General features: G+C 75.1%; 26 protein-coding genes. 10 read left to right on the top strand and 16 right to left on the bottom strand.

Annotation, left to right across the window (positions count from 1 at the left end):
- Positions 1-6: 6 nt before the first annotated feature.
- Positions 7-291: a hypothetical protein gene (locus IE170_RS19165; protein ID WP_189810633.1), complete on the top strand. Its 285-nt coding sequence runs from the start codon at positions 7-9 to the stop codon at positions 289-291.
- On the top strand, positions 288-869 hold the full coding sequence (locus IE170_RS33205) for a hypothetical protein (RefSeq protein WP_189810632.1): 582 nt from the start codon (positions 288-290) through the stop codon (positions 867-869). The genes IE170_RS19165 and IE170_RS33205 overlap by 4 nt, the downstream gene beginning before the upstream one ends.
- Before the next feature lie 13 nt (positions 870-882).
- On the opposite strand, the gene IE170_RS19155 is transcribed toward IE170_RS33205, so the two are convergent.
- On the bottom strand, positions 883-2,418 hold the full coding sequence (locus IE170_RS19155) for an alpha/beta hydrolase family protein (protein ID WP_189810631.1): 1,536 nt from the start codon (positions 2,416-2,418) through the stop codon (positions 883-885).
- 110 nt (positions 2,419-2,528) lie between these two features.
- Here IE170_RS19155 and IE170_RS19150 point away from each other — a divergent pair, with 110 nt between their 5' ends.
- Positions 2,529-3,482: a MerR family transcriptional regulator gene (locus IE170_RS19150; RefSeq protein WP_229884959.1), complete on the top strand. Its 954-nt coding sequence runs from the start codon at positions 2,529-2,531 to the stop codon at positions 3,480-3,482.
- A 272-nt stretch (positions 3,483-3,754) separates the two neighbouring features.
- Here IE170_RS19150 and IE170_RS19145 read toward each other — a convergent pair whose 3' ends face one another.
- Both IE170_RS19145 and IE170_RS19140 read right to left on the bottom strand, forming a co-directional pair.
- Positions 3,755-4,309, bottom strand: coding sequence for a hypothetical protein (locus IE170_RS19145; protein ID WP_189810630.1), 555 nt, complete (start codon positions 4,307-4,309; stop codon positions 3,755-3,757).
- An 84-nt stretch (positions 4,310-4,393) separates the two neighbouring features.
- Complete coding sequence (locus IE170_RS19140) at positions 4,394-5,386, bottom strand: BtrH N-terminal domain-containing protein (RefSeq protein WP_189810629.1); 993 nt, start codon at positions 5,384-5,386, stop codon at positions 4,394-4,396.
- An 805-nt stretch (positions 5,387-6,191) separates the two neighbouring features.
- Between IE170_RS19140 and IE170_RS19135 the strand changes: the two genes are divergently transcribed.
- Positions 6,192-6,608, top strand: coding sequence for an STAS domain-containing protein (locus IE170_RS19135; protein ID WP_189810628.1), 417 nt, complete (start codon positions 6,192-6,194; stop codon positions 6,606-6,608).
- A gap of 24 nt (positions 6,609-6,632) precedes the next feature.
- Here the strand turns inward: IE170_RS19135 and IE170_RS19130 are convergent, their stop codons facing one another.
- Both IE170_RS19130 and IE170_RS19125 read right to left on the bottom strand, forming a co-directional pair.
- Entirely contained in the window at positions 6,633-7,610 is a 978-nt protein-coding gene (locus IE170_RS19130) for an L-threonylcarbamoyladenylate synthase (protein WP_189810627.1), read from the bottom strand.
- 10 nt (positions 7,611-7,620) lie between these two features.
- Positions 7,621-9,321 carry a PP2C family protein-serine/threonine phosphatase gene (locus tag IE170_RS19125; RefSeq protein WP_223856294.1) on the bottom strand — a complete coding sequence of 567 codons (1,701 nt, stop codon included), beginning with the start codon at positions 9,319-9,321 and terminating at the stop codon, positions 7,621-7,623.
- A 522-nt stretch (positions 9,322-9,843) separates the two neighbouring features.
- Here IE170_RS19125 and IE170_RS19120 point away from each other — a divergent pair.
- The 3 genes from IE170_RS19120 (at position 9,844) to IE170_RS19110 (ending at position 11,243) form a co-directional block, all read left to right on the top strand.
- Positions 9,844-10,257 carry a hypothetical protein gene (locus tag IE170_RS19120; RefSeq protein ID WP_189810626.1) on the top strand — a complete coding sequence of 138 codons (414 nt, stop codon included), beginning with the start codon at positions 9,844-9,846 and terminating at the stop codon, positions 10,255-10,257.
- 72 nt (positions 10,258-10,329) lie between these two features.
- Positions 10,330-10,737: a hypothetical protein gene (locus IE170_RS19115; RefSeq protein WP_189810625.1), complete on the top strand. Its 408-nt coding sequence runs from the start codon at positions 10,330-10,332 to the stop codon at positions 10,735-10,737.
- A 92-nt stretch (positions 10,738-10,829) separates the two neighbouring features.
- Positions 10,830-11,243, top strand: coding sequence for a hypothetical protein (locus IE170_RS19110; protein WP_189810624.1), 414 nt, complete (start codon positions 10,830-10,832; stop codon positions 11,241-11,243).
- Between the two features lie 25 nt (positions 11,244-11,268).
- Here the strand turns inward: IE170_RS19110 and IE170_RS19105 are convergent, their stop codons facing one another.
- The 3 genes from IE170_RS19105 to IE170_RS19095 form a co-directional block, all read right to left on the bottom strand.
- On the bottom strand, positions 11,269-11,769 hold the full coding sequence (locus tag IE170_RS19105) for a DUF3618 domain-containing protein (RefSeq protein ID WP_189810623.1): 501 nt from the start codon (positions 11,767-11,769) through the stop codon (positions 11,269-11,271).
- Positions 11,766-12,176 (bottom strand): phage holin family protein, encoded by a 411-nt coding sequence (locus IE170_RS19100; protein ID WP_189810622.1) that lies wholly within the window; start codon positions 12,174-12,176, stop codon positions 11,766-11,768. The genes IE170_RS19105 and IE170_RS19100 overlap by 4 nt, the downstream gene beginning before the upstream one ends.
- A gap of 126 nt (positions 12,177-12,302) precedes the next feature.
- Positions 12,303-13,238 carry an adenosine kinase gene (locus IE170_RS19095; protein WP_189810621.1) on the bottom strand — a complete coding sequence of 312 codons (936 nt, stop codon included), beginning with the start codon at positions 13,236-13,238 and terminating at the stop codon, positions 12,303-12,305.
- A 35-nt stretch (positions 13,239-13,273) separates the two neighbouring features.
- Here IE170_RS19095 and IE170_RS19090 point away from each other — a divergent pair, with 35 nt between their 5' ends.
- Positions 13,274-14,488, top strand: coding sequence for a glycosyltransferase (locus tag IE170_RS19090; protein ID WP_189810620.1), 1,215 nt, complete (start codon positions 13,274-13,276; stop codon positions 14,486-14,488).
- Between the two features lie 37 nt (positions 14,489-14,525).
- Here the strand turns inward: IE170_RS19090 and IE170_RS19085 are convergent, their stop codons facing one another.
- From IE170_RS19085 to IE170_RS33200, 5 genes are all read right to left on the bottom strand, one after another.
- Positions 14,526-16,220 (bottom strand): DUF885 domain-containing protein, encoded by a 1,695-nt coding sequence (locus IE170_RS19085; RefSeq protein WP_189810619.1) that lies wholly within the window; start codon positions 16,218-16,220, stop codon positions 14,526-14,528.
- Between the two features lie 110 nt (positions 16,221-16,330).
- On the bottom strand, positions 16,331-16,936 hold the full coding sequence (locus tag IE170_RS19080) for a response regulator transcription factor (RefSeq protein ID WP_189810618.1): 606 nt from the start codon (positions 16,934-16,936) through the stop codon (positions 16,331-16,333).
- The gene (locus tag IE170_RS19075) at positions 16,933-17,475 is read right to left on the bottom strand and encodes a GNAT family N-acetyltransferase (RefSeq protein ID WP_189810617.1); all 543 of its coding nucleotides are present in this window, start codon (positions 17,473-17,475) and stop codon (positions 16,933-16,935) included. The genes IE170_RS19080 and IE170_RS19075 overlap by 4 nt, the downstream gene beginning before the upstream one ends.
- Entirely contained in the window at positions 17,468-18,727 is a 1,260-nt protein-coding gene (locus IE170_RS19070) for an MDR family MFS transporter (protein ID WP_189810616.1), read from the bottom strand. The genes IE170_RS19075 and IE170_RS19070 overlap by 8 nt, the downstream gene beginning before the upstream one ends.
- An 8-nt stretch (positions 18,728-18,735) precedes the next feature.
- Complete coding sequence (locus IE170_RS33200; protein ID WP_263406992.1) at positions 18,736-20,925, bottom strand: YcaO-like family protein; 2,190 nt, start codon at positions 20,923-20,925, stop codon at positions 18,736-18,738.
- A 490-nt stretch (positions 20,926-21,415) separates the two neighbouring features.
- Here IE170_RS33200 and IE170_RS19060 point away from each other — a divergent pair, with 490 nt between their 5' ends.
- Positions 21,416-21,562 (top strand): hypothetical protein, encoded by a 147-nt coding sequence (locus IE170_RS19060; protein ID WP_189810615.1) that lies wholly within the window; start codon positions 21,416-21,418, stop codon positions 21,560-21,562.
- Positions 21,563-21,639: 77 nt separating this feature from the next.
- Here IE170_RS19060 and IE170_RS19055 read toward each other — a convergent pair whose 3' ends face one another.
- Positions 21,640-22,242, bottom strand: a complete 603-nt coding sequence (locus IE170_RS19055) for a hypothetical protein (RefSeq protein WP_189810614.1) — start codon at positions 22,240-22,242, stop codon at positions 21,640-21,642.
- A 287-nt stretch (positions 22,243-22,529) separates the two neighbouring features.
- Here IE170_RS19055 and IE170_RS19050 point away from each other — a divergent pair, with 287 nt between their 5' ends.
- Positions 22,530-23,621: a PP2C family protein-serine/threonine phosphatase gene (locus IE170_RS19050; protein ID WP_189810613.1), complete on the top strand. Its 1,092-nt coding sequence runs from the start codon at positions 22,530-22,532 to the stop codon at positions 23,619-23,621.
- A 17-nt stretch (positions 23,622-23,638) separates the two neighbouring features.
- Here the strand turns inward: IE170_RS19050 and IE170_RS19045 are convergent, their stop codons facing one another.
- Positions 23,639-24,367, bottom strand: a complete 729-nt coding sequence (locus IE170_RS19045) for a hypothetical protein (protein WP_189810612.1) — start codon at positions 24,365-24,367, stop codon at positions 23,639-23,641.
- Positions 24,355-24,894 carry a SigE family RNA polymerase sigma factor gene (locus IE170_RS19040; protein ID WP_189810720.1) on the bottom strand — a complete coding sequence of 180 codons (540 nt, stop codon included), beginning with the start codon at positions 24,892-24,894 and terminating at the stop codon, positions 24,355-24,357. The genes IE170_RS19045 and IE170_RS19040 overlap by 13 nt, the downstream gene beginning before the upstream one ends.
- Positions 24,895-25,023: the final 129 nt, after the last annotated feature.

The raw sequence follows: 25,023 nt of genomic DNA, 5'->3' as shown, positions 1-25,023 counted from the left end.
TGACGCATGTTGATCTTGAGGGCGAAGGCCCGACAGCGCGATTCCGTTCCCGCCGCACCGTCCACCGCCGCGGCCCTGCCGTTCGCCGTGAGCCTGCCGGCCCTGGCCGTCGTGTTCGGCGACCGGCTCGGGACTGCCGCCACCGCCGCCCTGGTCGCGGCGGGGCTCGTACTGGTCGCCTGGACGGCGGGCGCGGCCGCCCGGTCGGCGGCACGGACGTCCGCCGAGCAGGCGCGCCGCGACCGGGAAGTCCTCGACTCCCTCGATCCGCTCGCCGGGCTGGGCCGATGAGCGACCAACCGCTGCTCCGGCCCGCGGAGACGGACCGGATCCGGGAGGGGATCGCCGCGGCCGTGCTGGGTGCGCCCGACGGGCTCGCCGAGTCGCTCGAACACGATCCCCACGGGTACCTGCGCCTGGTGGACGCCTCGCGCGTCGGCGCCCAGGAGGCGAGCCGCCTGCTGTACGAGGCGGTCCAGGGCGCCAGAGCCGCCGGGCACAGCTGGGACACGGTGGGCCGCGTCCTCGGGGTGAGCCGCCAGGCCGCCCAGCAGCGCTTCGCCGGGAAGGGCGCCTCCGCGGGCCTGTCCGAGCCGGCCGCCGGGGCCGAGCGCCGCACCCTCGGCGGGTTGACCGCGTTCAACGAGATGGCGGCCCTGGAGGAGGCCGGGCGCGACGGCTGGCACATGGTCGGCTACGGGCCCTTCTTCCACGAGGTGGAGGCGTCCGACCGCCCCTGGGAGCACCTGCGGGTCACCCTCCCCACCGCCGCGCGGCACCGCCGTCTGGAGGACGACGGCTGGATTCCCGTCGGCGCCGGCTGGTTCCCGTGGCGGTACTACAAGCGGCCGGTCGGCACAGGCGGGTGACGTGCTGGGCTGGTCAGCGCGTGAGGTGGGCCCCCACCGCGCGGACGGCCCGGCGGACCGCCGCCCGGGCGGTGTCCGTGTGGTCCAGGGTTTCGAAGCCGTGGCGGCCTTCCGGCACGTCGATCACGTCCACGTGCGCGCCGCAGCTGCGGGCCGCAACCAGGAACTCCTCGACGGTGGCCGCGAATTCGGGGCTCTCCCGGCCCGCCCGGGTCAGGACGACCGGCAGGCCTCCCGACTCCCGGACCGCTTCCGCCGGACGGAACCGGCCGCCGGGCACCCCCCACGCCGGCGGCGGTGCGAGCAGCGGATAGGTGAGGGCCGCGCAGCGCAGCCACTGCGGCGGCCCCTGCAGCCAGTCCGCGCAGAGGAGGCCGCCGCCCGAGAAGAACCAGAGGGCGACGCGGTCCGCGTCGACCCGCGGGTCGGCCCGTACGCGTTCCACGGCCGCGGCGACGTCCCGCGCGGCGAGCGCGTGGTCGCCTGTGCCGTGCAGGCGGTGGTCGACCGTCGCCGCCACCAGGCCCTGCCCGGCCGCGAGACGGGCGTACCCGGTGAACGCCGGCCAGTCCCGCGGGGTCGGCCGCGCACCGGCGGGCACCGGTCCGCCGTGGACGAACACCACCGCCGGCCGCGCACCGCCGGGCCCGTCGCCCCGGGGCACGTACAGGTCGAGGGCACCGGTCCGTTCGCGCGGGACGTCGGGCAGGTCGGGCTCGCCGATGAGGAACGGACGCAGGTGCGGCGCGGGTTCCCCCGATGCGGGGGTGAGCCGGCGGCCGCCGCCCTCGGCCGCGGACAGCAGGGTGGCCGCCAGTGCGGCGGGGACGGACAGCATCGGCCAGTGGCCGGTGGGCAGTTCGAAGAAGGTGGTGCCGTGGTCGGCGAGGGCCCGCAGCGCGGGGTCGCCGAGGGCGACCTGCATCTGCACCATGTCGATGCCCGATCCGCCGGCGGTGCACAGCACGCCCGTGGCCGGCACCCCCGACACCGCGCCGGTCAGCCGCAGCGGTTGCAGCAGGGTGCCGAGCGGCTGCGGGGCGGCGAGCCGGGTCAACCTGTCCAGTGCCTGCCCGGAGAGGCCGGCGGTGCTGCCCCAGCGCTGCCATTCCGCGGCCGCGGCGGGAGGCGCCAGCGTGCCGCCGTCCGCCTTCGGCCCCGCGTCCGCCAGTTCTTCACGGAGGGCCTGGTCCGGGACTGCGCCCAGCGCCGGCATCCCGTCGCGCGCCGGGCCCGCGTCGAGGTAGACGAGGCGGGCGATGCGGTCGGCCCGACGGTCGGCGGCCGCCAGAACCGGGTGGACTCCGTAGTCGTGGCCCACCAGCACGAGGTCCGGGCCGGCCGCGGGCGGGATCGAGTCGATCACTCGCAGCACGTCCGCGACATGGGTCTCCAGGTCCGCGGCGGGGCCGGCGTCCGCGCGGTGCGCGCCGAGGCCTGTGAGCTCCACCGGATGCGCCCGCGCCCCCACCCCCGCCAGGTGCGCCGCCGTCTCCTCCCAGATCCAGCCGCCGGTGAACATTCCCCCGACCAGGATGAATGCGGTCATGGTCCTCTCCTCGCCTCCTCGCGACGTCCTCCGACGTCCCTACGTCCGTGCGTTCGACCCGCGGGTACCGTAGGAACTCCCCCTGAGGGAGCTTCAAGTGGAGGTCGCGCGTGCCCGGTCCGGATGACGGCCTGTGGAGCATCGGGGAACTCGCCGAGCGCGCGGGCGTCACCGTCAAGACCGTCCGCTTCTACTCCGACCGCGGGCTGCTGCCCGAGACCGCCCGCAGTGCGGGCGGCCACCGCCGGTACGGGAGCGGTGCGCTCGACCGGCTGGGGCTGATCCGCTCGCTGCGCGCGCTGGACCTGCCGCTGCCCGAGGTGCGGCGCGTCGTGGAGGACGAGGCCTGGGACGGCGGTGCCGGCGTGGTGCTGGAGGACGCGGTGGCGGCCCGACTGGGCCGGCTGGGGCAGCAGTTGGCGGCGCTGCGCTGGCGCGAGGCCGGGCTCCGGCTGGTGCAGGACTGCCCGCCGCGGGAGCGGGCCGACCGGCTCCGGCTGATCGCGGCGGTGGCCGTACCGCCCTCCACGGACGCGCTGGCGCGGTTCTGGCGGGCCTGGCTGCCCCCGCGGATGCCGGCCGGGGCCACCGCCGCCTTCCTGGAACACGCCGTGCCGCAGCCGCCCGGCGACCCGGCGCCCGCGCAGGTGCTGGCCTTCGCCCGCCTGCACGCCCTGGTGACCGGCCCCTGCCCGGCGGCCCGGCCCTGCCAGCCCGCCGCACACGGCGCCGACGCGCGTTCCCGCGCCGCGGTGCTGTACGCGGGGCTGATCGAGGCGTACGGGCTGGCAGCCGAGCCGCTGCGGAACGGCCGGGCACCGTACGCGGGGGCCGCCCTCGACTGCTTCGTTGCCGCGTACGCGGCGGCGTACGGGACCGGTGACGGTACCGGCTTCCGCCGCCGGCTCCGCGACCGGCTCTCCGCGGACCCGCGCTTCGACCGCTACTGGGAGCTCGTGGCCGAGGTGGCGGGCCCCCGGGACGGCCGCCCGGCCGTCACCCCGGGCACGGCCCACGACTGGCTGCTCGCGGCGCTGGACGCGGACGTGGAGCGGGCGGCCTGAGCGGCGCTCGTGTCGGGGCTGCCCCCCGCACAGGGGTAGCCGCCGATCCCGTGCTCGAAGCGGCGGGCGTACTCGGCCGGTGCGTCCGGAGAGCGTGGCCGTGTACGGGGTTGGCGTACGGTCCTGGTGCGCCTGCACGGCGAAGGCGGCGGACGGGTGCTCCGCCCGGCGTCGCGGGTGCTCGGCGGGGACGTGGACGGCGCGGCCGGGGGGCAGCACGTCGCCCGGCCGTGCGCCCGCCCGGACGATCACCGCCGTCGCGGCTCCGGCAGTCAGGGCGAGGCGGTGCGGAAGACGTCGGTGACGCGGCAGGTGACGGGCCGGTCGACCTGCGTCAGGCTCTGCGCCGTGTCGCGGGCCTGCTGCCCCGGCGCGACCCGGGTGAGGAAGACGTGCGCCTCGTCGAGCCGGAGCCCGCCGGGGGCGAGGAACTCGACGCTGATGTGGTAGTCGCTGGGCTTGCTGCTGCGGTTGGTCACCACCAGCACGGCGCTCGGCCAGCGCGTCGCGGCATCGACGCGGCAGGCGGAGAGCCGCACGTCCCCGTCGTGGCCGTCCCGGTGGGGGTCCTCGTACGCCGGAAGCACGGCGCCGAGGCCCACCGCGGCCAGAACTGCGAGTCCCGTGAGGGCGAGGCCGGCCACGAGGCAGGTGCGTACGGGCCGACGCCGCGGCCGGCCGGCGGCCCCCTCCGGTACCGGGCCCGACGGCCCTCGGCCGCCCGGCCGGGACGCGGCCGGGCCCCGCCCGAGGGGCTGCTGCTGCGGGCCGCGCTGCCCGGAGCGGTCCTCCCACCCCTCGTACCGCGGCTCAGCCGGTTCTCCCATGGCGCCCGCCTCCGTCGCTTCGGCCTCGGCACCACGGTGCGCGCGCCTGGGCGGATCGGCACGTCGAGCGGGGCCGCTCGCCGGTCACTCCCGCAGGCGGCCGAGGGCCTGCATGGCCTCGCGTTCGGTGCGGGCCAGGTCGCGGAGGACCGAGCCGGCCTCGGCGAGCGGCTCCGCCCGGCCCGACTCCCCCGCCTGCGCGATGAGTTCGGCGGTGCGGGTCCACAGGGACGCCGCCTCCGCGTACAGCCGGTGCCCGGTGCGCAGGTGCGGGCTGTCCACGTGGGCGAGGCACTCGGCGAGGAAGTCGCGGTACAGGTTGCGGAAGAGGGCGCCGCCGGTTCCGGCGCGCTCCATCAGCAGGGCGGCCTGCGGCAGGTCCCGCTCGGGCCGGTCGGAGCGGTCGAGCCAGCCGGGGACCAGTCGGGCGGCCTTGTCGATGCCGCGGTGGCCGAGGTTGGCGATCGGCGGGTCGAGGAAGGCCTCCGCGCAGGCGGTCACGGCGGCCGTGATCCGGGTCCGCGGGTCCGGCAGCGCCCGGGGAGCGGTGATCGTGAAGGACCGGTTCCGGGCCGTCATCGGCCCGCGTGCCGACCGGGCCAGGGCGAGGCTCTCCAGGGAGGTCGACACGGCGCCGCCCTGCTGGTCGGTGTCCACCAGGTGGGCGCGCTGTCCGTCGTACCCGTACAGGGCCACGACGTGGCCGCCGAAGTGCACCTTCGAGGTGAAGTAGTCCAGGTGGAAGCTGTCGAGCTGGAGTCCCACGGGCAGGCCGGCGGCGAGGGGTTCCGCCGCGTTCTGCCAGGCCTTGCGCGGAGAGGCCGTCTCGCGGACGTCGAGGCCCAGTCCCAGGGCGGCCGCCAGGTTCCTGGTGAGTTCGAAGGGGCGCACCCGTCCCCCGAGGAAGGGGAAGTCGAGGTTCTTGGCGTCCCAATAGACGAAGGACAGGCCGCGGCCGAGGCCGAAGAGCATGGGTTCGGACAGGTCGATGCCCTGGTGGCGCAGCAGCACCCCGAGCGCGGTCGTCTCGCAGTGCCGCATGCCGCGGGCCTCGACGTCGAGCACGGTGGCCGCCATGCCGCATCCTCCTCCTGGACGGGGACGACCAGACGGGTCGTCAGCTCCCGGGGCGCGGCGTGTGCCGGTCCGGTCGGGTACGCCTCGTGCACCGGGCCCTGGGGGGCCAGGCCCCCGCTCGTGGAACGCGGCGAAAGGGGCATGGTAGGCCACGGTGAGCCGGCTGTACGGACCGGACGTGCACGGTCTCCGCCACGGGCCCGCGGGGAGGGGCGAGCAGCTCCGGCCCGGGCGGCGGATCCGCGTCGGCCTGCACTCCGGCGGCGATCTCCATGCGCCCGGCGACATCGAGCGGGTACAGCCCCCGCGGCGGTGGCTTCCAGGCGGTCCCGGCGGCGCCGAGCGCGGGCAGCAGCCTGCCGACGCAGTCCCCCATGCCGTCTGCGATGCCCGCCGCAGTGCAGCGGGCGCGGACCACGGCCAGGCGGCGTTCCGGTTCGCGGCCCCAGGTGACCTCGTGGCCGGGCGCGTGGCAGCGGTAGCCGGAGGCGGGGTCCACGCGGGCCGGGGCCGGCAGTCCGGTCTCGTCGTAGTGGCGGAGCTGCTTGACGCTGAGCCGGCACAGGCGGGCGAAGCGCCGGGTGGTGAGGAGTTCGTCGCGCAGGGAACCATGGTGGACCCTCCCACGGGGGGGAGGGTCCAGTGCGGCCCGCATGGAAACGGCGGGGGCGGGCAGGCGCGGTGGCCGGAGCCCGCGCCCCGTCCGCGGGAGAGACTGCGGGGCCGGCCCGCGCCACCAGGGGTGCCGTGTACCAGGGCCTCCGTGTGTCCGTGAGAAACCGTGGCACTGCGTAAGGCACCTGCGATGCACGATCTTCACAAGCACCCGGCCGGCGGCGACGCGCGCCGGGCTCCGATCGCCTCGGTGGCGTGCCGTACCGGCCGGGGCGGTGTGTGCGTGGTCACCCTGGTCGGGGAGTTCGACCTGGACTCCGCTCCCGACGTCCGCAGGGCGCTGGACGCCGTGGCACAGACCTCCACCGCCCGCCACACGATCATCGACTGCACGAGCATCACCTTCGCCGGGTCCGCCCTGCTCGACGTGCTGCTCGCCGCCCGCCGCCGCCAGGACCTGGTTCTGGCCGGCCCGCTGCCGCGCGCCCTGGGGGTGCTCCTCGACCTGACCGGCAGCGCCGGCCTGTTCACCGTCGCGGACAGCCTGGACGCGGCCCGCCGGCGCTTCGAAGACCGGTCCCCCGCCGCCCCCGGGCCCGGCCGCTGACCGGTCGGGGGCGCGCGGCGGTCCTCAGACCGCGGTCCGGGGCCCCGCGGCGCGGCGCAGCCGGTTGGCGATCGCCAGGCCGAGGTCTTCCTCCGCGGGCAGGGAGGCGATGATCAGGTCGCAGCCCTGCTCGTCCAGCTCGCGCAGGAACCCGTACAGTCCGCGCGCGTACGCGTCCAGGGAGCGGGGCACGGCGACCACGGCGTGTGCCTTGACGGGGGTGCCGGCGAGGGCGGCGGGGAGGAAGACGCCCACCCGGTGCCCCGCCTCCTGCGCCAGCGCGGCTTCGGCGGCGACCGCCTCCGGCTCGACGAGGACGACGCGGGCGCGGGGGGCGTAGTGCGAGGGGTGCTGGCCCGGCACGCGGACGGTGCTCGCGGCGGGGACGGCGAGCGGCCGCCCCAGCACTTCTTCGAGGTCCTCGCGCGTCACGCCGCCCGGGCGGAGGATGCTCGGGGCGTCGCCGGTGACGTCGACGATCGTCGACTCGACGCCGACCTCACAGGAGCCGCCGTCGAGCACGAAGTCGACGGCGTCCCCGAGCTCGGTGCGGACGTGGGCCGCGGTGGTGGGGCTGACGGAGCCGAACCGGTTCGCGGACGGGGCGGTGACGCCGCCGCCGAAGGCGGCGAGCAGCTCCAGGGCCACGGGGTGGTCGGGGACGCGTACGGCCACCGTGTCCAGGCCGCCGGTCGCTTCGAGGGGCACGCGGGCCCCGCGCCGCAGGACCAGCGTGAGCGGCCCCGGCCAGAAGTGCTCGGCGAGCAGGCGGGCGGTCGGGGGCACGTCCTGCACCCAGCTGTCGAGCTGCTCCGCGCCGCCGATGTGCACGATCAGGGGGTGGGAGGGCGGACGCCCCTTGACCTGGAAGATGCGCGCCACGGCGGCGGGGTCCTCGGCGTTGGCGCCCAGGCCGTAGACGGTCTCCGTGGGGAGGGCGACGAGCCCTCCGGCGCGCAGCACGGCGGCTGCCTTCTCGATGTCAGTGGTTGTCGTACCCATTCCAGGAATTCTAGGAGACCGCAGGGGCGGGGACGGCCGGGTCGGGCCCGGCCGGGCTGCGGAGGCTGACGTGGAGGGCGCAGACGTCGTCGCGGCGGGCCACGGGGTCCACCAGCGCGTTCAGGATGCCCTCGAGGACGCCGCTGTCGGCGGCGCTGCGGACGGCGGCGCCGGCGAGGCGCGCCAGGCTGGTGTCCAGATCCTCACGGGGCTTCTCGATCAGGCCGTCCGTGTAGAGCAGGAGCTGGTCGCCGGGCCGCAGGTGCATGCTCGCGGCCTCGTAGCGGGGGTCGGGCACCGCGCCCAGCAGGATGCCGGCGGGTGCCGCGAGGTAGGCGGCACTGCCGCGGCGCAGGAGCAGCGGCGGCGGGTGTCCGGCCTGCACCCAGGTCAGCTTGGAGGTGGCGGGCTCGTAGTGGGCCATGATCATGGTGGCCGTGCTGAAGCTGCGCTCGGCTGTGTGCAGCAGCAGGGTGTTCAGCCTGGTCAGGATCGCGGGGAGGGGCATCCCGGTGATGGCCATGCCCTTGGCGGTGAAGCGCAGCTGGGCCATGGTGGCCACGGCGTCCAGTCCGTGGCCGGCGACGTCGCCGATGACGAGGAGGGCGCTGCCGTCGGGCAGCTTGATCGCGCTGTACCAGTCGCCGCCCACGTTGAGGCCCTCCTGGAGCGGGTGGTAGGCGACGTCCACGGTCAGGCCGGCCATGCTCAGGGACTGGTGCGTCAGCGGCAGCAGGGCGTGCTGCAGCCGTTCGGCGACATCGCGCTCGGCGGTCAGCTGGCTGCGGTGGACGAGGGCGGCCTGCTGGCTCTCCAGGAGCTGGGCCTGGGCCCGTTTCGCGGCGGTGAGGTCCTGGAAGAAGCCGTGGACCTCGACCGGGCGGCCGCGTACGTCCGATTCGGCTTCCGCGACGATCCGCACGTGCCGGACCTCGCCGCCGGAGGTGGTGAGGCGGAAGGTGTGGTCGACGGGCCGGCACGTGCCCAGCAGGCCCTCCATCGCCCCGCTCAGCTCCGGGAGGTCCTCGGGGACGGCGTGCGCGGCCAGGTCCTCCAGGGTGATCGGGCCCGCCGCCCGGTCGCGGTCGAAGACCGTATAGGTCTCGTCCGACCAGGTGATCGTGTTCTGGACGAGGTCCCAGTCCGCCCATCCCATGCCGCCGAGGCGCTGCATGACCGCGAGGCGGCGCTGCTCCCGCTCGCCGCTGTCGAGCCGCACCCAGGAGACGATGAGTCCGCCCAGGGAGGCCGAGGCGCGTACGGCGAACCGGGAGAGGCGGGGGATTCCGGCGAGGACCTCCTGGTACTCGAACGGCTCCCCTTCGTAGCGGACGCCGGTCCGCAGGGCCTGCAGGTACCCCTCCCACAGTGGGGATCCGACCACGGTCGGGTAGGTGCCGGCCACGCTCAGCCCGATCAGCTCCTTGCCCCGGCGGGCGCCGATGTCGAGCGCCTCGGGGGAGGCCGCCGCAATGTGGAAGTCGGTGACCGCGCCGTCGGCGTCGGACACGGGGAGGAGGAAGGTCACCGAACCCGGGATGCCGTCCAGCATGGACTGCACCGCGGGCACCGGCAGGGTGCCGGCCGGCTCGCCGGCTCCGGGTGGCCCGGAGGCCGTGTCGTGGTGCGGGGAGTAGACCGACTCAGCGTCTCCCGCAGCGGTGGCGGCGCCGTCGGACCCGGGCCGCAACGGCTGCACGTGGTCAGTCATGGAACGAGCATGTCACATCGCCGGTCCCCCTTCGATGCTGCCCGTCGCCTCCTGCGGCGACCCGGACACCGTGCCGGAAGCGGCTCGCGCCGTGCCGCATCGCCAGGCGGGAATGATCTCCACGGTACTGGCAGTGGCGGGGCAAGTCCTCGGTTCGGAGAAGGCGTTCCGGTACGGCGGTGCAGGTCGGGTCGGTTCGCGGCTGGGCAGCTTGCGGACGATCCGGAAGCGGCCGTCCCCTTCCCCGAGCGGCTGACCGGCCGGACGGCCCGGCGGTTCGCCTTCGCGGGTGGGGACCTCGCGAGCGTGCGGCCCTTCCTCCTGTACTGCGGTCCGGGCGACGCCGTGAGCGGGTCGCAGGGGCGGCCGGCGCGGCAGCCGTCTCGCCGGGCTCTCCCCGGCTGGTCCTGGGACGGGAGTGAGGCAGTCGGGTGAACCGGGGGAACGGGCCGGAACCGATGCCGGAAAAAGGGGGTTGCACTTTCGTGCGCCGATTGCGGCGCCCTTCGGAAAGGAAATCCCGTGAAGAGTGTCCTGCGCACCGCCTCGGCCATCATCCTCGCGCTCGGAACCGCCGTATTCGGGAGCGGCAGCGCCGTTGCAGCGGCCTTCTCCGAGGACGTGCCGGTCATCATCCAGTGCAACAACCCGACGAGCGTTTCCCTCGTCGACGCATCGGGCGGGGATTCGCTCGTGAGCCAGTTGATCGCGGTTCTCGCGGAAGACGACGGGGTGGGTGCGAACGACGGCAACAACGCCTCCGCCGTCGACACCGGTTCCGGGGGCACTGCCAGCGGCGGCGACGCCTCCCAGTCGGCGAACAACAACCGCTGCGGCCTGAGCTCGGACGTCGACGCGAGCACGCGCATCGACAACAGCCAGCGCATCGACAACAGCCGCCGCCTCACGTTCGACAACGGCCCCGGCCTGCTCTGATCCGCTCCGGGGGGGGCTGGGTGGTCAATTCTTCGTGCTGTCTAATGCGGCAGCCTCCGGAAAGGCACATCAGTGAAATCCCTCTTCCGTACCATCTCCGTCGTCGCCCTCGCTTTCGGCACGGCTTGGGTCGGAAACGGCGCCGCTGTCGCGGCGGCTTCGTCCGGAGAACTCCCGGTCGTCATCCGGTGCAACAACCCGGCGAACCTCGCCGCCGTCGACGCCTCGGGCGGAGACTCACTGGTCAGGCAGCTGATCTCCCTCGCCTCCGAGGGGAACGCCACGAACGACGGCAGCTCCGCCTCCGGCGTCATCACGGGTTCGGGGGGCGAGGCCGTCGGTGGCGACGCCTCACAGTCGACCAACAACAACCGTTGCGGCGAAAGCTCGGGCCTCGACGTGAGCACGCGCATCGACAACAGCCGGCGCGTGGACAACAGCCGGACCCTCGACATCGACAACGGTCCCGGACTGCTCTGAACCGCATCCGCGCCCCGCGCGCCCGCCGCCCCTGGCCGGACATCGAACCGGATGGGCGCGGGGGCGGCGTGCTGCGCGGTTATCTTGGCGCCATGGACGTGCAGTCGGCCGTGGCAGGGTTGGTCACAGAGGCGGAGCAGCAGGTTCGGGACGGGGCGTGGGACCTGACGCCGGCCGACCGGGCCCTGGCGCTCGGGGCGGCCGCCGGCCTGGAGGAGGCGGTCGGCGATCCGCCCCCTGAGGACCCGCTGCCCGACATCGAGCGGCTGGCGCACCTGCGCGAGGCGCTGGCCGCCCTGGCCATCGCCCTGGCCCGGACGCACGGCCGCCTCGCCTGGTTCCTCGCCGCGTGCATCGAGGCGCTGACGCCGGTGCTGCACTGGCGGGCGCTGCCGCCGGGCGACGGGCCCGATTTCGACACCGTGCAGCCCGCACGGGAGCAGCTCGCGGACGCCGAGGACGCGGTGCGGCGGCTGGCCGCGGTACTGGCCCGGATCGGCGCGTAGCCGACGGCGGGCGGCGCCTCTCGGATCACCTCCGGCAGGACCAGCCGCGGCTGCGGCTGCGGCTGTGGCCTCGGCGGAGGATCAGGAGGAGGGCGAGTGCCACCGCGCCGGCGGCGATCAGCGGCGTCCGGTTGGACCGTGCCATCGTCGCGGCGGTGCCGGCCTTCTCGCGCAGCGGCTCGGGGGTCCTCTCCGCGGCGAGGTGACCGGCCCGGGCGGCACCGTCGCGCAGCTGTGCGGCAGCGTGTGCCGCCTTGTCGCGGACGGGCTCGGGAGTCTTGTCCCTGACTAGTTCGGCCGCGTGCGCCGCCTTCTCCCGCAGCTGGTCGGAGGCGTGTGCGGCCTTCGCGGCCGCCTGCTCCTTGATCTCCGCCGCCTTCTCCTTGGCCTGCGCTTTGACGTCGGCCTTGGCGGCCAGCGCCTCCACGGTCACGCCGAGCTCCTCCCGGGTGTGCTCGACCTGCTCGCGCAGCTCCTCGGGGTCGGATGCGGATGCGGATTCGCCGCTCCGGGGCTGTTCGCTCATCGGTGTGCCTTCTCCCTGATCTCGGCCACGTCGGCCTTGATGCTGTCGATGGTCCGCTCGGGAGCGGGGGCGCCGGCCTTGGCGACCTGCTGTTTGCCGGCCAGGGCCAGTACGGCGGCCACCGCCGCGAGCAGGGCGGCGATGACGAGGGCCGACGCCCAGACCGGCAGGACGAGGGCCAGGGCCGCGATCGCTGCGGCGACCAGCGCCTGGGCGGCCAGGACGCCGACGAGGCCGGCGCCGCCGAAGAGGCCGCCGCCCACTCCGTAGCGTTTTCCCTTGCTGGTCATCTCGGCGCGCGCCAGCTGCATCTCCTCCCGGACGAGCTCCGAGAGCTGCTGGGATGCCCGTGTGACGAGCGCGCCAACCGACTCGTCCTGGCCTGGACTGCGTCCAACGGAGCTCATTGCATGCCCGCCTTCCTCCGCGTGCCGGTGATGGTCCCGGCGCGCGCCTACCCCCTGACCGGCCTGGCATCCGCCCCAGCCGTCACCCTCACGGGTGGCGGGCCTCCGGACGGCCGGGCGGCGGTTTCACCCGGCAGGGGGACGGGGCCGTCCCGCCGGGCCGACCGCGGCGGCACGGGCGAGGAGGTCCGCACGGCTGACGGCGCCGGTGCGCGTCGACGGGACGGTGCAGGCGTGCGCCCCTGCGATCGCCCCGTACAGGGCGCAGCGGCGCGCGTCCTCGCCGTTCAGCCGGCCGAACAGGAAACCGGCGGCGAAGGCGTCGCCGGCGCCGTTCGTGTCCACGACCGGGCCGGGCGGCTCGACCGCCGGTATGCGGATCAGCTCGCCGTCCGCCAGCAGGAGGGCGCCGTCGGCGCCGGCCGTGGCGACGACGGTGCGGGCCCGGCCGCGGGAGGCGATGTCGCGCAGGGTGCGCTCCGGGTCGGTGAGGGCGGCAGTGGACAGGAAGACGAGGTCCGCGGCGAGGGCGTACGGCTCGTGGTACGGGTCGGCGCCGTCCCAGTCGTGCAGGTCGGTGGAGAGGGTGGTCCGGGCCTCGCGGAGCAGGGGCAGGGCGTGCATCCAGGGGCGGGTGATGACGACGTGCGCGTGGCGGGAGGCGGCTGCGAGCCGGCGCACGGGCGACTCGGGCAGCCGGTCCGGGCCGTCCGTGCGGGTCGCGTCGTAGAGGGACTGCCGGCGCCCGTCGGGGCCGACGAGGTTGACGGCGCGCTTGGTGCCCGCCGGGTGCGGTAGCGCGGTCAGGGGGATGCCGTGGTCGCGGTGCAGGGCGCGGACCAGGTCTCCTTCATGGTCGTCGCCGAGCAGGTCCACGTGGTGGGTGCGCAGGTCCAGCGCGGTCAGCCCGAGCGCGACGAAGTCACCGCTCTGCCCGGCGCGGGTCGTGATGCCGGGCCGGATCATGTGGCTGTCGGCGAAGGGCAGCGGCAGTTGCGGGACGTGGACGATCGTGTCCACGCCTGCGCCGCCCAGGACCAGGACGTCGATGTCGCGGGGCATCGGGTTCCTCTCGGGCTGTCGGGAATGATCGGTGCATGAGGATTCTGATCGTCACGGCCGGCTCGCGGGGGGACGTCGCCCCGTTCACGGGGCTGGGGAGGCGCCTGCGCGACGCCGGCCATGAGGTCGCCGTCGCCGCGCACCCGGCGCTGGCGGGCCTCGTCAGGGGGTGCGGTCTGGAGTGCCGGCCCCTGCCGGGGGACCCCGAGGGGCTGATCCGGGGCTGGTCGCGGGCGGCGTCCCGGGAGGAGGCGAGGGCGCTGACGAGGGCGTACGCGGAGGGGCTCGCGGACGGGGTGGCGGAGGCGGCGGAGGGCGGCGCGGACCTCCTGCTCACCGCTTTCGGCCCGGCGCCGCTCAGTCTGGCGGCCGGGGAGGCGCTCGGTGTCCCCGTGATGGGGACCTACCTCACCCCGTCGTTCGCCACCCGGCGGTTCCCGCTGCCCCCGCAGGCACCCGGGGAAGGGTTGGGGCCGGAGGGGAACCTCGCCGCGGGCCGGGACGTGGTGGCGCGTGCGGCCGGGGTCTTCGCCGGCTCCGCGGCCCGGCTGCGCAGGCGGCTCGGGCTGCCGGCCGAGGCTCCTGCGCAGCCGGACCGCCTCCGGCCGGTGTTCCACGGCTTCAGCCCGCTGGTGGTGCCCCGCCCCGACGACTGGCCCGCCGGGGTCGGCGTGTCGGGGTACTGGTGGCCCGCGCGGCCCGACGGCTGGCGGCCTCCGGCCGGCCTGGCCGACTTCCTGGAGGCGGGACCGCCGCCGGTGTTCATCGGGTTCGGCAGCATGGCCGCCGGGGAGGGGGAACGGCTCGGCGCGCTGGTGGCCGCGGCGGTGCGGCGGGCGGGGGTGCGGGCGGTGGTCCAGGCCGGGTGGGCCGGCCTGGACGCGCGGGGGGACGGGGTCCTGGCCGTCGGCGACGTCCCGCACGACTGGCTGTTCCCCCGCACCGCGGCCGTCGTCCACCACGCCGGGGCGGGCACCACCGGGGCCGGGCTGCGGGCCGGGGTGCCCGCGGTGCCGGTACCCGTCATGGCCGACCAGCCGTTCTGGGCGGCCCGGCTGCACCGGCTGGGAGTCGCCACCCGGCCCCTGCCGCTCCGGGACCTCACCGCCGAGGCCCTCGGCACCGCGATCGGCGCCTGCCTGGCCGAGCCGGCCCACCGCCGCCGGGCCGCCGCGCTGGCCCGCCGCATGGCGGCGGAGGACGGCGCCGGCGCGGTGCTCGCCCGCATCGGCTCGCGGTACGCCGGCTGACACCCCGTACGGGCGGCGTATCCGGGCCTGACGCGCCTCAAAGGGCGGAGAGTTCGCCGAGCAGGTCGTCCAGGCCGAGCGAGCCCTGCGACAGGGCGGCCATGTGCCAGGCCTTGAGGTCGAAGTCCGCGCCGTGGCGGGCGCGGGCGGCCTCCCGGCCCGCCAGCCAGACCCGCTCCCCCAGCTTGTAGCCGATGGCCTGGCCGGGCATGCCCAGGTAGCGGGTGATCTCGCTCTCGACGTAGTCGGCGGGGCGGCTGGTGTGCCGGCCGAGGAACTCCTGGGCGAGGGCGGGCGTCCAGCGTTCGCCCGGGTGGAAGGGCGAGTCCTCGGGGATCTCCAGTTCCAGGTGCATGCCGATGTCGACGATGACGCGGACGGCCCGCATCATCTGCGCGTCCAGGTAGCCGAGGCGGCGCTGCGGGTCTGCCAGGAAGCCCAGTTCGTCCATCAGGCGCTCCGCGTACAGCGCCCAGCCCTCGGCGTTGGCGCCGACGAGGCCCAGGGTGGTCTGGTAGCGGGAGAGCTCGTCTGCGACGTGCGCCCACTGGGCGAGCTGGAGGTGGTGGCCGGGTACGCCCTCGTGGTACCAGGTGGTGACGAGGTCGTAGACGGGGAAGCGGGTCTCGCCCATGGTCGGCAGCCACGTGCGCCCGGGCCGGGAGAAGTCCAGGGACGGCTCGGTGTAGTAGGGGGCGGCGGCGCTGCCCCGCGGGGCGATGTGCGACTCGACCCTGCGGACGCGCGGGGCGAGCTCGAAGTGGATGCCGTCGAGGAGGTCGATGGTGTCGTCCATCAGCCTCTGGAGCCACTGCCGGGTCTCCTCGACGCCTTCGACGGCGTCGCCGTGCCGGTCGCACCAGGCCAGTGCCTCCCACGGGTCGGTGGCACCGGGCAGGACGCGTCCGGCCTCGGTGCGCATCTCGGCGAGCAGCCGGCGGAACTCGGCCCAGCCGTAGGCGTACGCCTCGTCCAGGTCGAGGTCGGTGCCGTTGTGGTGGCGGGCGAGGCGGACGTAGCGCTCCCTGCCGGCCACGTCCGGCGCGTCCGCGACGGCCGGCGCGTAGGTGTCGCGGAGCCAGTCGCGGAGCTCCGCGAGGGCGCCGGTGGCGGCCGCGGCGGCCCCGGCGAGCTCGGTGCGCAGGGGCTCGGGGCAGGGGTCGGTGAACTCCTGGAACCAGCTGCGGTCCGTGCCGGTCCACTCGTTCAGCTGGCCGATGACGGCGGCGGTCTGCCGCGGCCCCGCCGTCAGGCCGCGGGCGAGGCCGGTGTCGAGGGAGGCGCGGTAGCCGGCGAGGGCGTCGGGGACGGCGTACAGCCGCCGTCCGATCGCCGCCCAGTCCTCGGGGGTGTCCTGGGGGGTGAGGGTGAAGACGTCGCGGACCTCGTGCAGGGGCGAGCCGAGGTTGCCGACCGTGCGGAGGTGCTCGCCGGCCTCGTGGACGGCGAGTTCGGCGGTGAGCCGCTCGCGGAGCAGGCGGGCGCAGCGGCGTTCGGCGGCGGTGTCGGCGCCGGGTGCCCGCTCGGCTTCGGCGAGCTGCCGCAGGGTGGTGCGGGCCAGGTCGGCGACGGCGTGCCGGCCGTCGGGCGAGAGGTCGGGGAGCCGGTCGGCCCCGGCGGCGACGCCGAGGAAGGTCGCGGCGATCGGGTCGAGGGCGACGAAGGCGTCGACGTGGGCGTCGGCGACCTCGCGGGGCAGCCTGCCGCCGCCGGGGGAAGTGGTGTGGGGCATGCGAGCCGTCCTTGTACGGGTGCGTGCGTCGGCGGGATGGGGGCCTTCGGGTCGGTGCGGTGGTGTGCGCGGCGGCGGGGTGGAAACGGGGGCCGGTGGGCGGCCGGGGTTCAGATCCACTCCCGTTCGCGGGCCATGCGCAGCGCGTCGATGCGGTTGCGTGCGCCCATGGCGGACACGACGGCGGAGACGTAGTTGCGGGCGGTGCCCTCGGAGAGGGAGAGGCGGGCGGCGATCTGCGGGACGGGGTCGCCGCGGTGGAGTAGTTCGAGGACGGCGAGCTGCCGGCGGGTGAGCGGGCAGTCCCCGCCGGCCGCGGCCGCGTCCGCGAGCCCGTCGTCGAAGACCCGCTCTCCGCGGTGCACGCGGCGGACGGCCTCGGCGAGGCGTTCGGGCGGGTCGCTGCGGCGGACCATGCCGTCGATGCCGGCGGCGAGTGCCCTGCGGACGACGGGCCGGGTGCAGGCGGTGGCGAGCAGCAGCGTGCGGCAGCCCGGGAGGGCGGCGATCTTCTCGGCGACCTCGACGGTCTCCTCGTCCCGGCCGCCGAAGCTGATGAGGACGACGTCGGGCCGGTGGAGTTCGGCGAACTCCAGGGTGGCGTAGGCGCTGGCGGCGGATCCGACGACGGTGAGGCCGGGGAAGCCGTCCAGGAGGGCGGTGAGGGCGGCGCGGGACAGGGCGAGGTCGTCGTGGACCAGCACGTCGGTGTTCATGCGGTTTCCGCCTGTCGGTCGGGACGGTGCGGCAGCGGCAGCGGCAGCGGCAGGGCGAGGAGGTCCACGCCGTGGGGCGGGCCCGTCAGCCGGCCCGCTCCGGTCCAGCCCCACCGCCGGTACATGTCGCGGGCCGGAGCCTTCGCGGACGCGGCGAGGACGGCGTACGGCTCGGTGCGGTCGGCCAGCAGCCGGTCCAGCAGTCGGCGGCCGTGCCCGTGGCCGCGGGCCTCCGGGACGACCGCGAGCTCGTACACGTAGAACAGCGGCCGGCAGCGCAGCCGCCGCGGTGCGGGGGCGGCGGCCCGCGGGTGCCACCAGCCGGCCTCGCGGTGGACTCCGTACGCGAATCCGGTCAGGGCCGCGCCGTCGCGGACGGTGGCGACGGCGAAGCCGGGCAGCGCGGCGTGGTCGGCGAGCTGCCGGGCGAAGCCGTCCGCCTCCGCCGCGCCCTCGTGGTAGGGCGGTTCGCGGTAGACCCGGTGGTAGACCTCGCGGAACTCGCCGGGGTGCAGGAGTGCGGAGCCGGGCTCAGACATCGGCGGTCTCGCGCTGGACGTGGGCGGGCAGCACCCGGTTCAGCCGCTGGAGCAGGACGACCGCGACGAGGCAGAAGGCGCACAGCATGAGCCACGGCAGGGCGGCCCCGAAGGCCAGCAGCCCGGTGAAGACGGTCGGCGCCAGCACCTTGGCGAGGCTCCACATCAGCTCCTCCATGCCCAGGTACCGGCCGCGGAGGTGCCCCGCGGCCATTCCCACGATCAGCGCGCTGGTCGTGGGGGCCTGGAGCAGCTCGGCGACCGTGAAGACGACCATGCCGAGGACGAGCCCGCAGAAGGCGAGGCTCGCGTGGTCGCCGGGCACGGCCGCGATGACCACGAAGGACGCCATCCACAGGACGGCCGCCGTCTGGAGCACGGCGGGCCGCCGGTACTTCTCGACGGCCTTGGCCAGGGCGGTCTGGCCGAGCACCACCATGACGGTGTTGATCGCGAACAGCATGCCGGGCTGCCACTCCGGGAGCCCGCGCCCCTCGATGACGTACGCGCTCAGCAGCAGGGTCAGCGCCAGGTCGCACAGGGCGAACACCCAGGTGGTCGCGAGGACGGCGAGGAACGGCCGGTCGGCGAGGACCTCCCGGTAGCCGGCGCGCGGCTCCGTCTCCCGGGCGGCTTCGGCGGGGGCGGCGCCGGCGGGGCGCGGGAGGGCGCCCCGGCGCCAGGTCGCGACGAGCCCGGCCGCGAGGAGGAACGACAGGGCGTTCAGGGCGACGACGGCGGTGTAGCCGGAGGTGCCGCCCCAGCCGACGAAGGTGCTGCCGATGAGGCCGCCCGCGCCGATCCCGGCGTTGCGCAGGGAGCGGTCCATCGCGTACCAGCGGGCCCGGTGCCCGTCGTCGGCGACTTGGGCGACGAGGGCGAAGACGGAGGGCCGGAACAGGCTGTCGCCCCACATGGTGGCAGTGACGAGGACGACGAGCAGCCAGGGGGTGTCGGTGAACACGTAGGCGGTGAAGGTGAGGACGCGGATCAGGTTGGCGGAGACGAGGACGCGCCGCGGCCCGATCCGGTCGATCAGCCTGCCTCCCAGCGGGCCCGCGGGCAGCGAGAGCAGGGCGCCGGTGGACAGCATCAGGCCGACCGTGGTCAGGGGGATGCCCTTGGCGGCGTGGAAGTACACGACCGCGAAGGGCAGGAAGAGGCCTGTGCCCAGGGCGTCGACGATCTGCGCGACGATCAGGGGCCTGCGGCCCTTGGTGTTGGGCAGGCCGAATGTGTCGATGACAGCCATCGTGTCCCTCACGCGTGGGGTAGGGGGAAGACGTTGTACTCGCTCTCGGCGAGCGGCTGCGCCCACCAGCCCAGCCGGACGCCGGCGCGGCCGATCCTGCCGTCGCCCCACATGGGCATGCCGGCGGGGAAGTTGGAGACGAGGCCGGGCACGATCGTGTGCGCGGCGGAGAACCCTGCCGCTTCGGCGTCGCAGGTCGTCAGGTCGACGCTGATGACCTCGAAGCCGCGGGCCTCGACGCGTTCGCGGTAGGCGGCCAGGCGCCGTTCGCCGAGGGCGGGCAGGCCGTGCCAGGGGCGGACGGGCAGGTCGTGCAGCCAGGGCGCGATGCGGTCGCCGGCCCTCGGGTCGAGGTGGAGCTGCTGTTGGCACAGCAGGTCGCGGACGTCCGCGAAGTCGGGGCGGTAGGAGTCGAGGTAGCGGCGGTCTGCGCGGTGGGGTTTGAGGTTGCCGAGGTGCGGCAGGTCCGCGACGCCGTCCCCGAGGGCCTTCTCGTCGTCGAGGAAGCGGAAGGTGTGGTGCAGGGTGAATCCCTCGGCGAGTGCCTTCTCCGCCGCTTCGTGCGGGTCGGGGCGGGTGGCGAAGCCGATGGCCGGCCAGCCGGTGGCGCGGTCGCGGACGACGGCGGCGAGGACGGGGACGTCGAACTCGTTGTCCAGGGGGATCAGGGTGGTGTCGTAGGCGTCGGCGCTGTCCGCTGTGAGGGCGCGGAGCCGGTCCGTCATCGGCAGCCGGGGCAGGCGGGCGGCGTTCGCCCACCACAGCATGGTCGTGTCGCGTTCGATGACCTCTTCGAGGCCGGAGGTGACGGCGTGCTCCTCGCTGGTGCCGCAGGCCACGCCTGCGACGAGCGGGTCGGAGTACGGGACCGGGTCGTGCTCGCCGTGCGCGACGAGGAAGGCGGGCACCCAGACCGGTTCGCCGGTCGTCCAGGAGCGGCCCTCGACCCAGGAGCACTCGGCGTCGGTGGTCAGCGGGGCGAAGGGGAAGGCGTCGCTTCGGTACTGCCGCTCGGAGTACAGGTGCAGGCGGCGCGGGTCGAGTGCGGGCACCCCGGCCCGGCGCAGGCGGTCGTAGCTGCCGAAGCGGAGGCGGTCCTCGGGGAGCCGGCTGCCGCAGTAGCGTTCGACCGCCTCGCCCACGGCGCTGCGGCGCGCGGCGTCGAAGTCGGACCAGGACGTGCCGAACGCCTGCCGGTCGTTGGGCCAGTCCGCGACGCGGCGCATGTCGGCGACGTCGACCGCGCACACCCGCAGCTGCGCGGGCATGCCGGGGAGCGGGGCCAGCTCCTGCACTCCGGTCACCACGCCGACCTGGTCGTCGAGGAGCAGGTCGTCGTCGGGGTTGCCGCGGGTTACGGGCCGCGGCCGGGTGGGGACGGGCAGGACGGTGCGTTCGAGGCGGGTGAGGCGGCGCGGATCGAGCTCGGTCTCGTCGACGGTGGCCTCGCCGCCGATCCAGCGCTCCAGGCCGACGGCGAGTTGGGAGGCGGTCCAGCGGACGTCGCCGTCGCGGAGCCGGCGGGCCCCGGGCGGCGGAGCCGCCCGCATGGCTTCCGGAATCCGCGGGTCGGCCGCCGCGCTGAGCCGGCGTTCCAGTACGTCGGTGAAGTCGGCCGAGGTGCCCGGGGTGATGGCGGGGCCGAGGACGGCCCGGCCGCGTTCGTGGCGCAGCGGCAGCCAGCGCAGGCCGAGCCGCGCACACAGCCCGTCCAGGCGGCCGAGTTCGGCGTGCGCGGGGTGGGGGAAGGCGGCGACGAGCACGGTGTCGGCGGTGTCGGCGGCGTCGATCTCGCTGAGGTCTTCGGGGGCCGGCCCGACGTACCGGTATCCGGTGGTGGCGAGCGCGTGGGCGAGGGGGGCGGTGAGCTCGGCCGCGCCGGTGAGGAGCACGGTGGTGCGGGCGATGCGTGCGGCGCGGTCGGTGTCGCGGGCGGCCCGGGCCGGGCGCAGGCAGCCGTCGTCCCGCAGGACGTCGACGACCTCGGCGTAGTCGGGGGACATTCCGGCGAGGAGTTCGGCACGGGTCCTGGTGCCGTCGCAGCGCGCCAGCCAGGCGCGGAACTCGTCGGGCGGGGCGGAAATGTAGAACTGTCCGCCGTTCGGTGTGGCAAGAAAGCACATATCCCGCTCGAGGTCGTACACCTCGGCGTCCACGAGTTCCCAAGCGGTGTCGTCCGCCGGCATTACTGCCCCCATGAAACGAGTTCCGATACAAAGGGCCACGGCCCCGGGGGATGGATCCCGGGACCGTGGGAGAAGGACCTTAGGCGGTCAGCTTCACTTGGCCACCGTGCGGTTGTGCACGACCGCACGGTTGTGGACGACGGCCCGGTTGTGGACCACGGCGCGGTTGTGGACGACGGCGGTGACGGCGCTGGCCTTGACGGTGGAGATCATGGTTTTTCCTCCTGTTTTTCGTTCGGTCGTGCTTACGGGAAATACGTTACGGGCCTCCAGGGGACTTGCACAGATGCGTTTTTCACATTCCGCCGCAATTAAAGCGGCACTCCATCCATACTCCAGATTTCTCCTCGCGGGAGGGCTTGTCCTGCGGAAATTTCCGCTGGTCACCGGCAGTTTTGGCTTCGTCCGGCGAATGCAAATTGCCCCGGGGCCTCCGTTTGGGCGGGCCGGGCCGGGGCACACGGCCTCGAAACGACAGCCACAGCCACACCGGGAGGGAACCGTGTCCGGACTACTCACCAGGCTCAAGGCGTTCAGCCGCAGCCCCCAGGGGCAGCGGGCCATCGCGTCGGTACGCCGGGCGGCTGCGGACCCGCGCAAGCAGGAGCAGGCGCGCAGGCTCCTCGGCAGGCTGCGCGGACGGCGCTGACGGACGAAGGGAAGGAGGGGCGGGGGTTCTCCCCCGCCCCTCCTTCCCTTCGTCCGCCGACTCCTGCGACGGCGCCGTCAGTGGAGCCGGTTGACGACGTTCTTGACGGTGACGTTCTTGAAGTGGTCGACCGGCGGGGCGCTCCAGTTGCTCTCCCACTCCACGATCGTGACGGTCATGCCGTCGCGGCCGATCCCGAACAAGTGGTTGTGGTACGTGTCATCGAAGGTGTACGTGACCCGCATCCCCAGGACGGTGGCCCCTTCCTCCACGTCCACGGTGCCGTGGTCGTAGAGCGTCTGGACCGTGTGGGGCCCGGCGATGCCGGGGCACTCCGCGTAGATGCGGCGCGCGTGGTCGGCGAAGGCGATCGCCTCCGCCTCGGTGTCGAAGACGATGGTGTTCTGGCCGCCGGCCGCCGTCTCCGATGTCCAGACCTCCCGGTTCCAGACGTTGACCTCCGGGAAGGTCCACGAGCGGCCGCAGGCGGGCTGGCGCCAGCCGCGGGACGGGCCCGCCCCGTACCAGGTGGTGCCGTCCTTCGGCATGTCGGAGAGGTACAGCATGCCCGGCCGGGGCCGCCATTCGGCGGCGGCGGCCTCCGCTCCCGACGCGGCCACCGCGAGTGCGGCTGCGGCGGTTGCGGTGACGGCGGCGCGGAGCCGGCTCCGTATGGTCATGTCGGATCCCCCTGTGCATGAGGTGGTGCGTGCGGTGGCGTCGGCCGGCCGCGGGCGGCCGGACGCCCGGTCGCGGTTCGAAGTCGACCGTAGGGGTGCCCCCGATTGCGGGGCACCCGCCGGTTCAGGGGGGTACCGGGCCGCATGGTGGCGGGCGGCAGGGTCCGGCTCGCGCCCCACCCCGGCCGCGCCGCCCCCTCCCTCTTCGCCGTCTGTTCGATTTCGGGCGGCGTCTGCACGGCCTCGCTGGGGCGCTTTGTCCTCTTTGCATGGATACCCTGATAGATGTGATCGAGACCGGACGGCCGCAGCCCCGTCGGCGCCCCGGCCCGGGCAGGTTTGTGCGGCTGTCGCCGGTCATCCTGACCGTCGTCATCGCCAGCCTGGCCTACGCCACACCGCCGGAGATGGCCTTCAGCCGCCTCCTGCCCGCGGCTCCGGCCCTCGCCGCCGCCATGTGGCCGGTCCTGCCCACCGTCCTGCTCGGGACGGTGTGCCTCTTCCTGATGATCGGCCTCGGCCTCGTCTTCCCCGACCTCGGGACCTGGTGGACGGCCGCGGGGATCATCGCGGTCACCGTGGCCGCCGCATACGGGAGCCACGCCCGGCTGCAGCGGGAGCGCACCCTCTTCCAGGTGCGGCTCGTGGCCGACGCGGCACAGCAGGTGGTGCTGAGCCCCCTGCCGCGCCGCTTCGGGAACGTCGAGATCGAGTCGCTGTACCTGGCGGCCGCGGCGGAGGCCAGCATCGGCGGGGACTTCTACGAGGTGGTGGACACCCCGTACGGGGTCCGGCTGCTCATCGGGGACGTCCGCGGCAAGGGCCTGCCGGCGGTCGGGGCCGCCGCGGCCATCGTCAACGCCTTCCGGGAGGCGGCGTACGGCGAGGACGACCTGGTCGAGGTCGCACGCAGGCTGGACGCCAGCAGTGCCCGCTACAACGCCGCCTTCCCCCCGGACGGGCCGATGGAGCGCTTCGCCACCGCGCTCCTCGCCGAGATCCCGCACGAGGGGGGACGCATCCGCATCCTCAACTGCGGGCACCCGCCGCCGCTGATCCTGAACCGGAGGGAGCTCCGCGTCCTGGAGCCCGCCTCGCCTTCGCCGCTGCTCAGTCTGGCGGAGCTGATCGGCGAGCACTACACCGTGGACACCTTCGACCTCGCCCCCGGTGACCTGCTGCTCCTCTACACCGACGGGATCGCCGAGGCCCGCTCCCGCGACGGCGAGTTCTTCCCGCTGGCGGCCTGGATGCGCCGGCAGCCGCAGACGCCGCCGCGCGAGCTGCTCACCGCCCTGCACGGCGACCTGCTGCGCTACAGCCGGGGCCGCCTCGACGACGACGTCGCCGCCCTCGCCGTCCGGCTGGGCGAGGGCTGAGGCACCCCGTTGCGGGATCAGCCCGCCGGTGCGCGGAACGGTCCGGCGACCGTGTGCTGCCGTCCTTCGGCCGTGGCGGCCTTCGCGGTGTACGTGTCGGCGGCCGCGGCCCGCGGGCCCTGGGCGTGGTTGTACTGGACGGCGAAGACGTGCTGCCCCGGGGGGACGGTGCGGCCCGGCTTGAGGGTCCACCGGTAGACGACGGTGCCGCCGTCCCCGTCGGCGGTGGTCAGCGTGAGATCGCCCTCGGGCAGGGTGCGCCACGCACCCGTGGGGGCGACGCCGCCCGTCTGTGCGATCCGGACCTCCAGCGTGAGCGCGCCCAGGGGCACGCCGGTGCGCAGGGTGATGCTGCTCTGGGACCAGTACGGGTTGCCGCCGGGGTCGACCGCGCCGTCGGACCGCAGCGGCCCGTCCTGGGTGCGGGGCGGGGGCGCCGAGCCGTCCGCCGCGGGCGGGGGTGTCGGCGGCGGCGCGGCCGGCGCCCGTCCGTCCGGACCGGAGGGGGCGGTGCCGACGGCCGCGTACCCGCCGGCCAGGAGCACCGCCGTCGTGGCGAGGGCGGCGAGGGCGACGCGGGGCCAGGACAGGCTCCCGGCCGGACGGCGGGCCGGGCGGCGGGCCGGGCGGCGCGGGGTGCGGCGGGTGTCGGCGGCGACGCCCTGGCGGATGCGCCGCAGCATGCCGTCCCGGTCGGGTTCGTGGGCGGCGGCCGCTTCCCGCAGCCGGCGCTTCAGGTCCTCCATCGGCTCCCCGTTCCCGTCAGTTCTTCGGCGGCCTGCACGCCGAGGATGCGCTGCAGTTCGGCCATGGCCTTGGAGGTCTGGCTCTTCACCGTACCGACGGAGATCCCGAGCGCGAGCGCGGTGTCCTTCTCCGACAGGTCCAGGGCGTGGCGGAGCACGACGCAGGCGCGCTTGCGGAACGGCAGGCGCGCCAGCGCGCGGCGCACGTCCACGACGGCGTCGACATCCGGGCCGTGGGTGCGGGTGGGGCGGGCCGCCCAGAAGAGGTGGATGCGGCGCCGCTCGCGCACGGCCGAGCGGATGCGGGCCCGGGCCATGTGGGCGACCACGCCGCGTGCGTAGGCCACCGGGTGGTCGGCGCGCACGACGCGGTCCCAGCGGTGCCAGAGCGCGACGAACGCATCCGCGGCCAGGTCGTCGGCGGTGTCGGCCTCACCGGTGAGCAGGTGCGCGAGGCGGGCCAGTTCCGCGTGGTGGTGCTCGAAGAAGGCGTGGAACTCCGCGGCCGCGTCGTCGTCGAAGGGCATGCCGGAGTCTCCGTACGGTGCTTCCGCGCCCGGGGGCGGGGGCGGGGCGGGGGCGGTGAGCGTACCAGCCATGCGGTCAGCGCCTTTCCGTGTCCTGCGGGGCCGGGCCCTGCGCCCCCGGGCGGCCCG

It is taken from the genome of Streptomyces toxytricini, from assembly GCF_014649915.1.
Classification (GTDB): Bacteria; Actinomycetota; Actinomycetes; order Streptomycetales; family Streptomycetaceae; genus Streptomyces; species Streptomyces toxytricini.
The sequence above is the reverse complement of the archived record's forward strand: the minus strand, read 5'-3'. Positions and strand labels throughout refer to the sequence as shown.

Coding starts and splice junctions, on each gene's coding strand:
- IE170_RS19165 (WP_189810633.1), top strand. CDS start 7: ATGTTGATCTTGAGGGCGAAGGCCCGACAGCGCGATTCCGTTCCCGCC.
- IE170_RS33205 (WP_189810632.1), top strand. CDS start 288: ATGAGCGACCAACCGCTGCTCCGGCCCGCGGAGACGGACCGGATCCGG.
- IE170_RS19155 (WP_189810631.1), bottom strand. CDS start 2,418: ATGACCGCATTCATCCTGGTCGGGGGAATGTTCACCGGCGGCTGGATC.
- IE170_RS19145 (WP_189810630.1), bottom strand. CDS start 4,309: ATGGGAGAACCGGCTGAGCCGCGGTACGAGGGGTGGGAGGACCGCTCC.
- IE170_RS19140 (WP_189810629.1), bottom strand. CDS start 5,386: ATGGCGGCCACCGTGCTCGACGTCGAGGCCCGCGGCATGCGGCACTGC.
- IE170_RS19135 (WP_189810628.1), top strand. CDS start 6,192: ATGCACGATCTTCACAAGCACCCGGCCGGCGGCGACGCGCGCCGGGCT.
- IE170_RS19130 (WP_189810627.1), bottom strand. CDS start 7,610: ATGGGTACGACAACCACTGACATCGAGAAGGCAGCCGCCGTGCTGCGC.
- IE170_RS19125 (WP_223856294.1), bottom strand. CDS start 9,321: ATGACTGACCACGTGCAGCCGTTGCGGCCCGGGTCCGACGGCGCCGCC.
- IE170_RS19110 (WP_189810624.1), top strand. CDS start 10,830: ATGGACGTGCAGTCGGCCGTGGCAGGGTTGGTCACAGAGGCGGAGCAG.
- IE170_RS19105 (WP_189810623.1), bottom strand. CDS start 11,769: ATGAGCGAACAGCCCCGGAGCGGCGAATCCGCATCCGCATCCGACCCC.
- IE170_RS19100 (WP_189810622.1), bottom strand. CDS start 12,176: ATGAGCTCCGTTGGACGCAGTCCAGGCCAGGACGAGTCGGTTGGCGCG.
- IE170_RS19095 (WP_189810621.1), bottom strand. CDS start 13,238: ATGCCCCGCGACATCGACGTCCTGGTCCTGGGCGGCGCAGGCGTGGAC.
- IE170_RS19090 (WP_189810620.1), top strand. CDS start 13,274: ATGAGGATTCTGATCGTCACGGCCGGCTCGCGGGGGGACGTCGCCCCG.
- IE170_RS19085 (WP_189810619.1), bottom strand. CDS start 16,220: ATGCCCCACACCACTTCCCCCGGCGGCGGCAGGCTGCCCCGCGAGGTC.
- IE170_RS19080 (WP_189810618.1), bottom strand. CDS start 16,936: ATGAACACCGACGTGCTGGTCCACGACGACCTCGCCCTGTCCCGCGCC.
- IE170_RS19075 (WP_189810617.1), bottom strand. CDS start 17,475: ATGTCTGAGCCCGGCTCCGCACTCCTGCACCCCGGCGAGTTCCGCGAG.
- IE170_RS19070 (WP_189810616.1), bottom strand. CDS start 18,727: ATGGCTGTCATCGACACATTCGGCCTGCCCAACACCAAGGGCCGCAGG.
- IE170_RS33200 (WP_263406992.1), bottom strand. CDS start 20,925: ATGGGGGCAGTAATGCCGGCGGACGACACCGCTTGGGAACTCGTGGAC.
- IE170_RS19055 (WP_189810614.1), bottom strand. CDS start 22,242: ATGACCATACGGAGCCGGCTCCGCGCCGCCGTCACCGCAACCGCCGCA.
- IE170_RS19045 (WP_189810612.1), bottom strand. CDS start 24,367: ATGGAGGACCTGAAGCGCCGGCTGCGGGAAGCGGCCGCCGCCCACGAA.
- IE170_RS19040 (WP_189810720.1), bottom strand. CDS start 24,894: ATGCCCTTCGACGACGACGCGGCCGCGGAGTTCCACGCCTTCTTCGAG.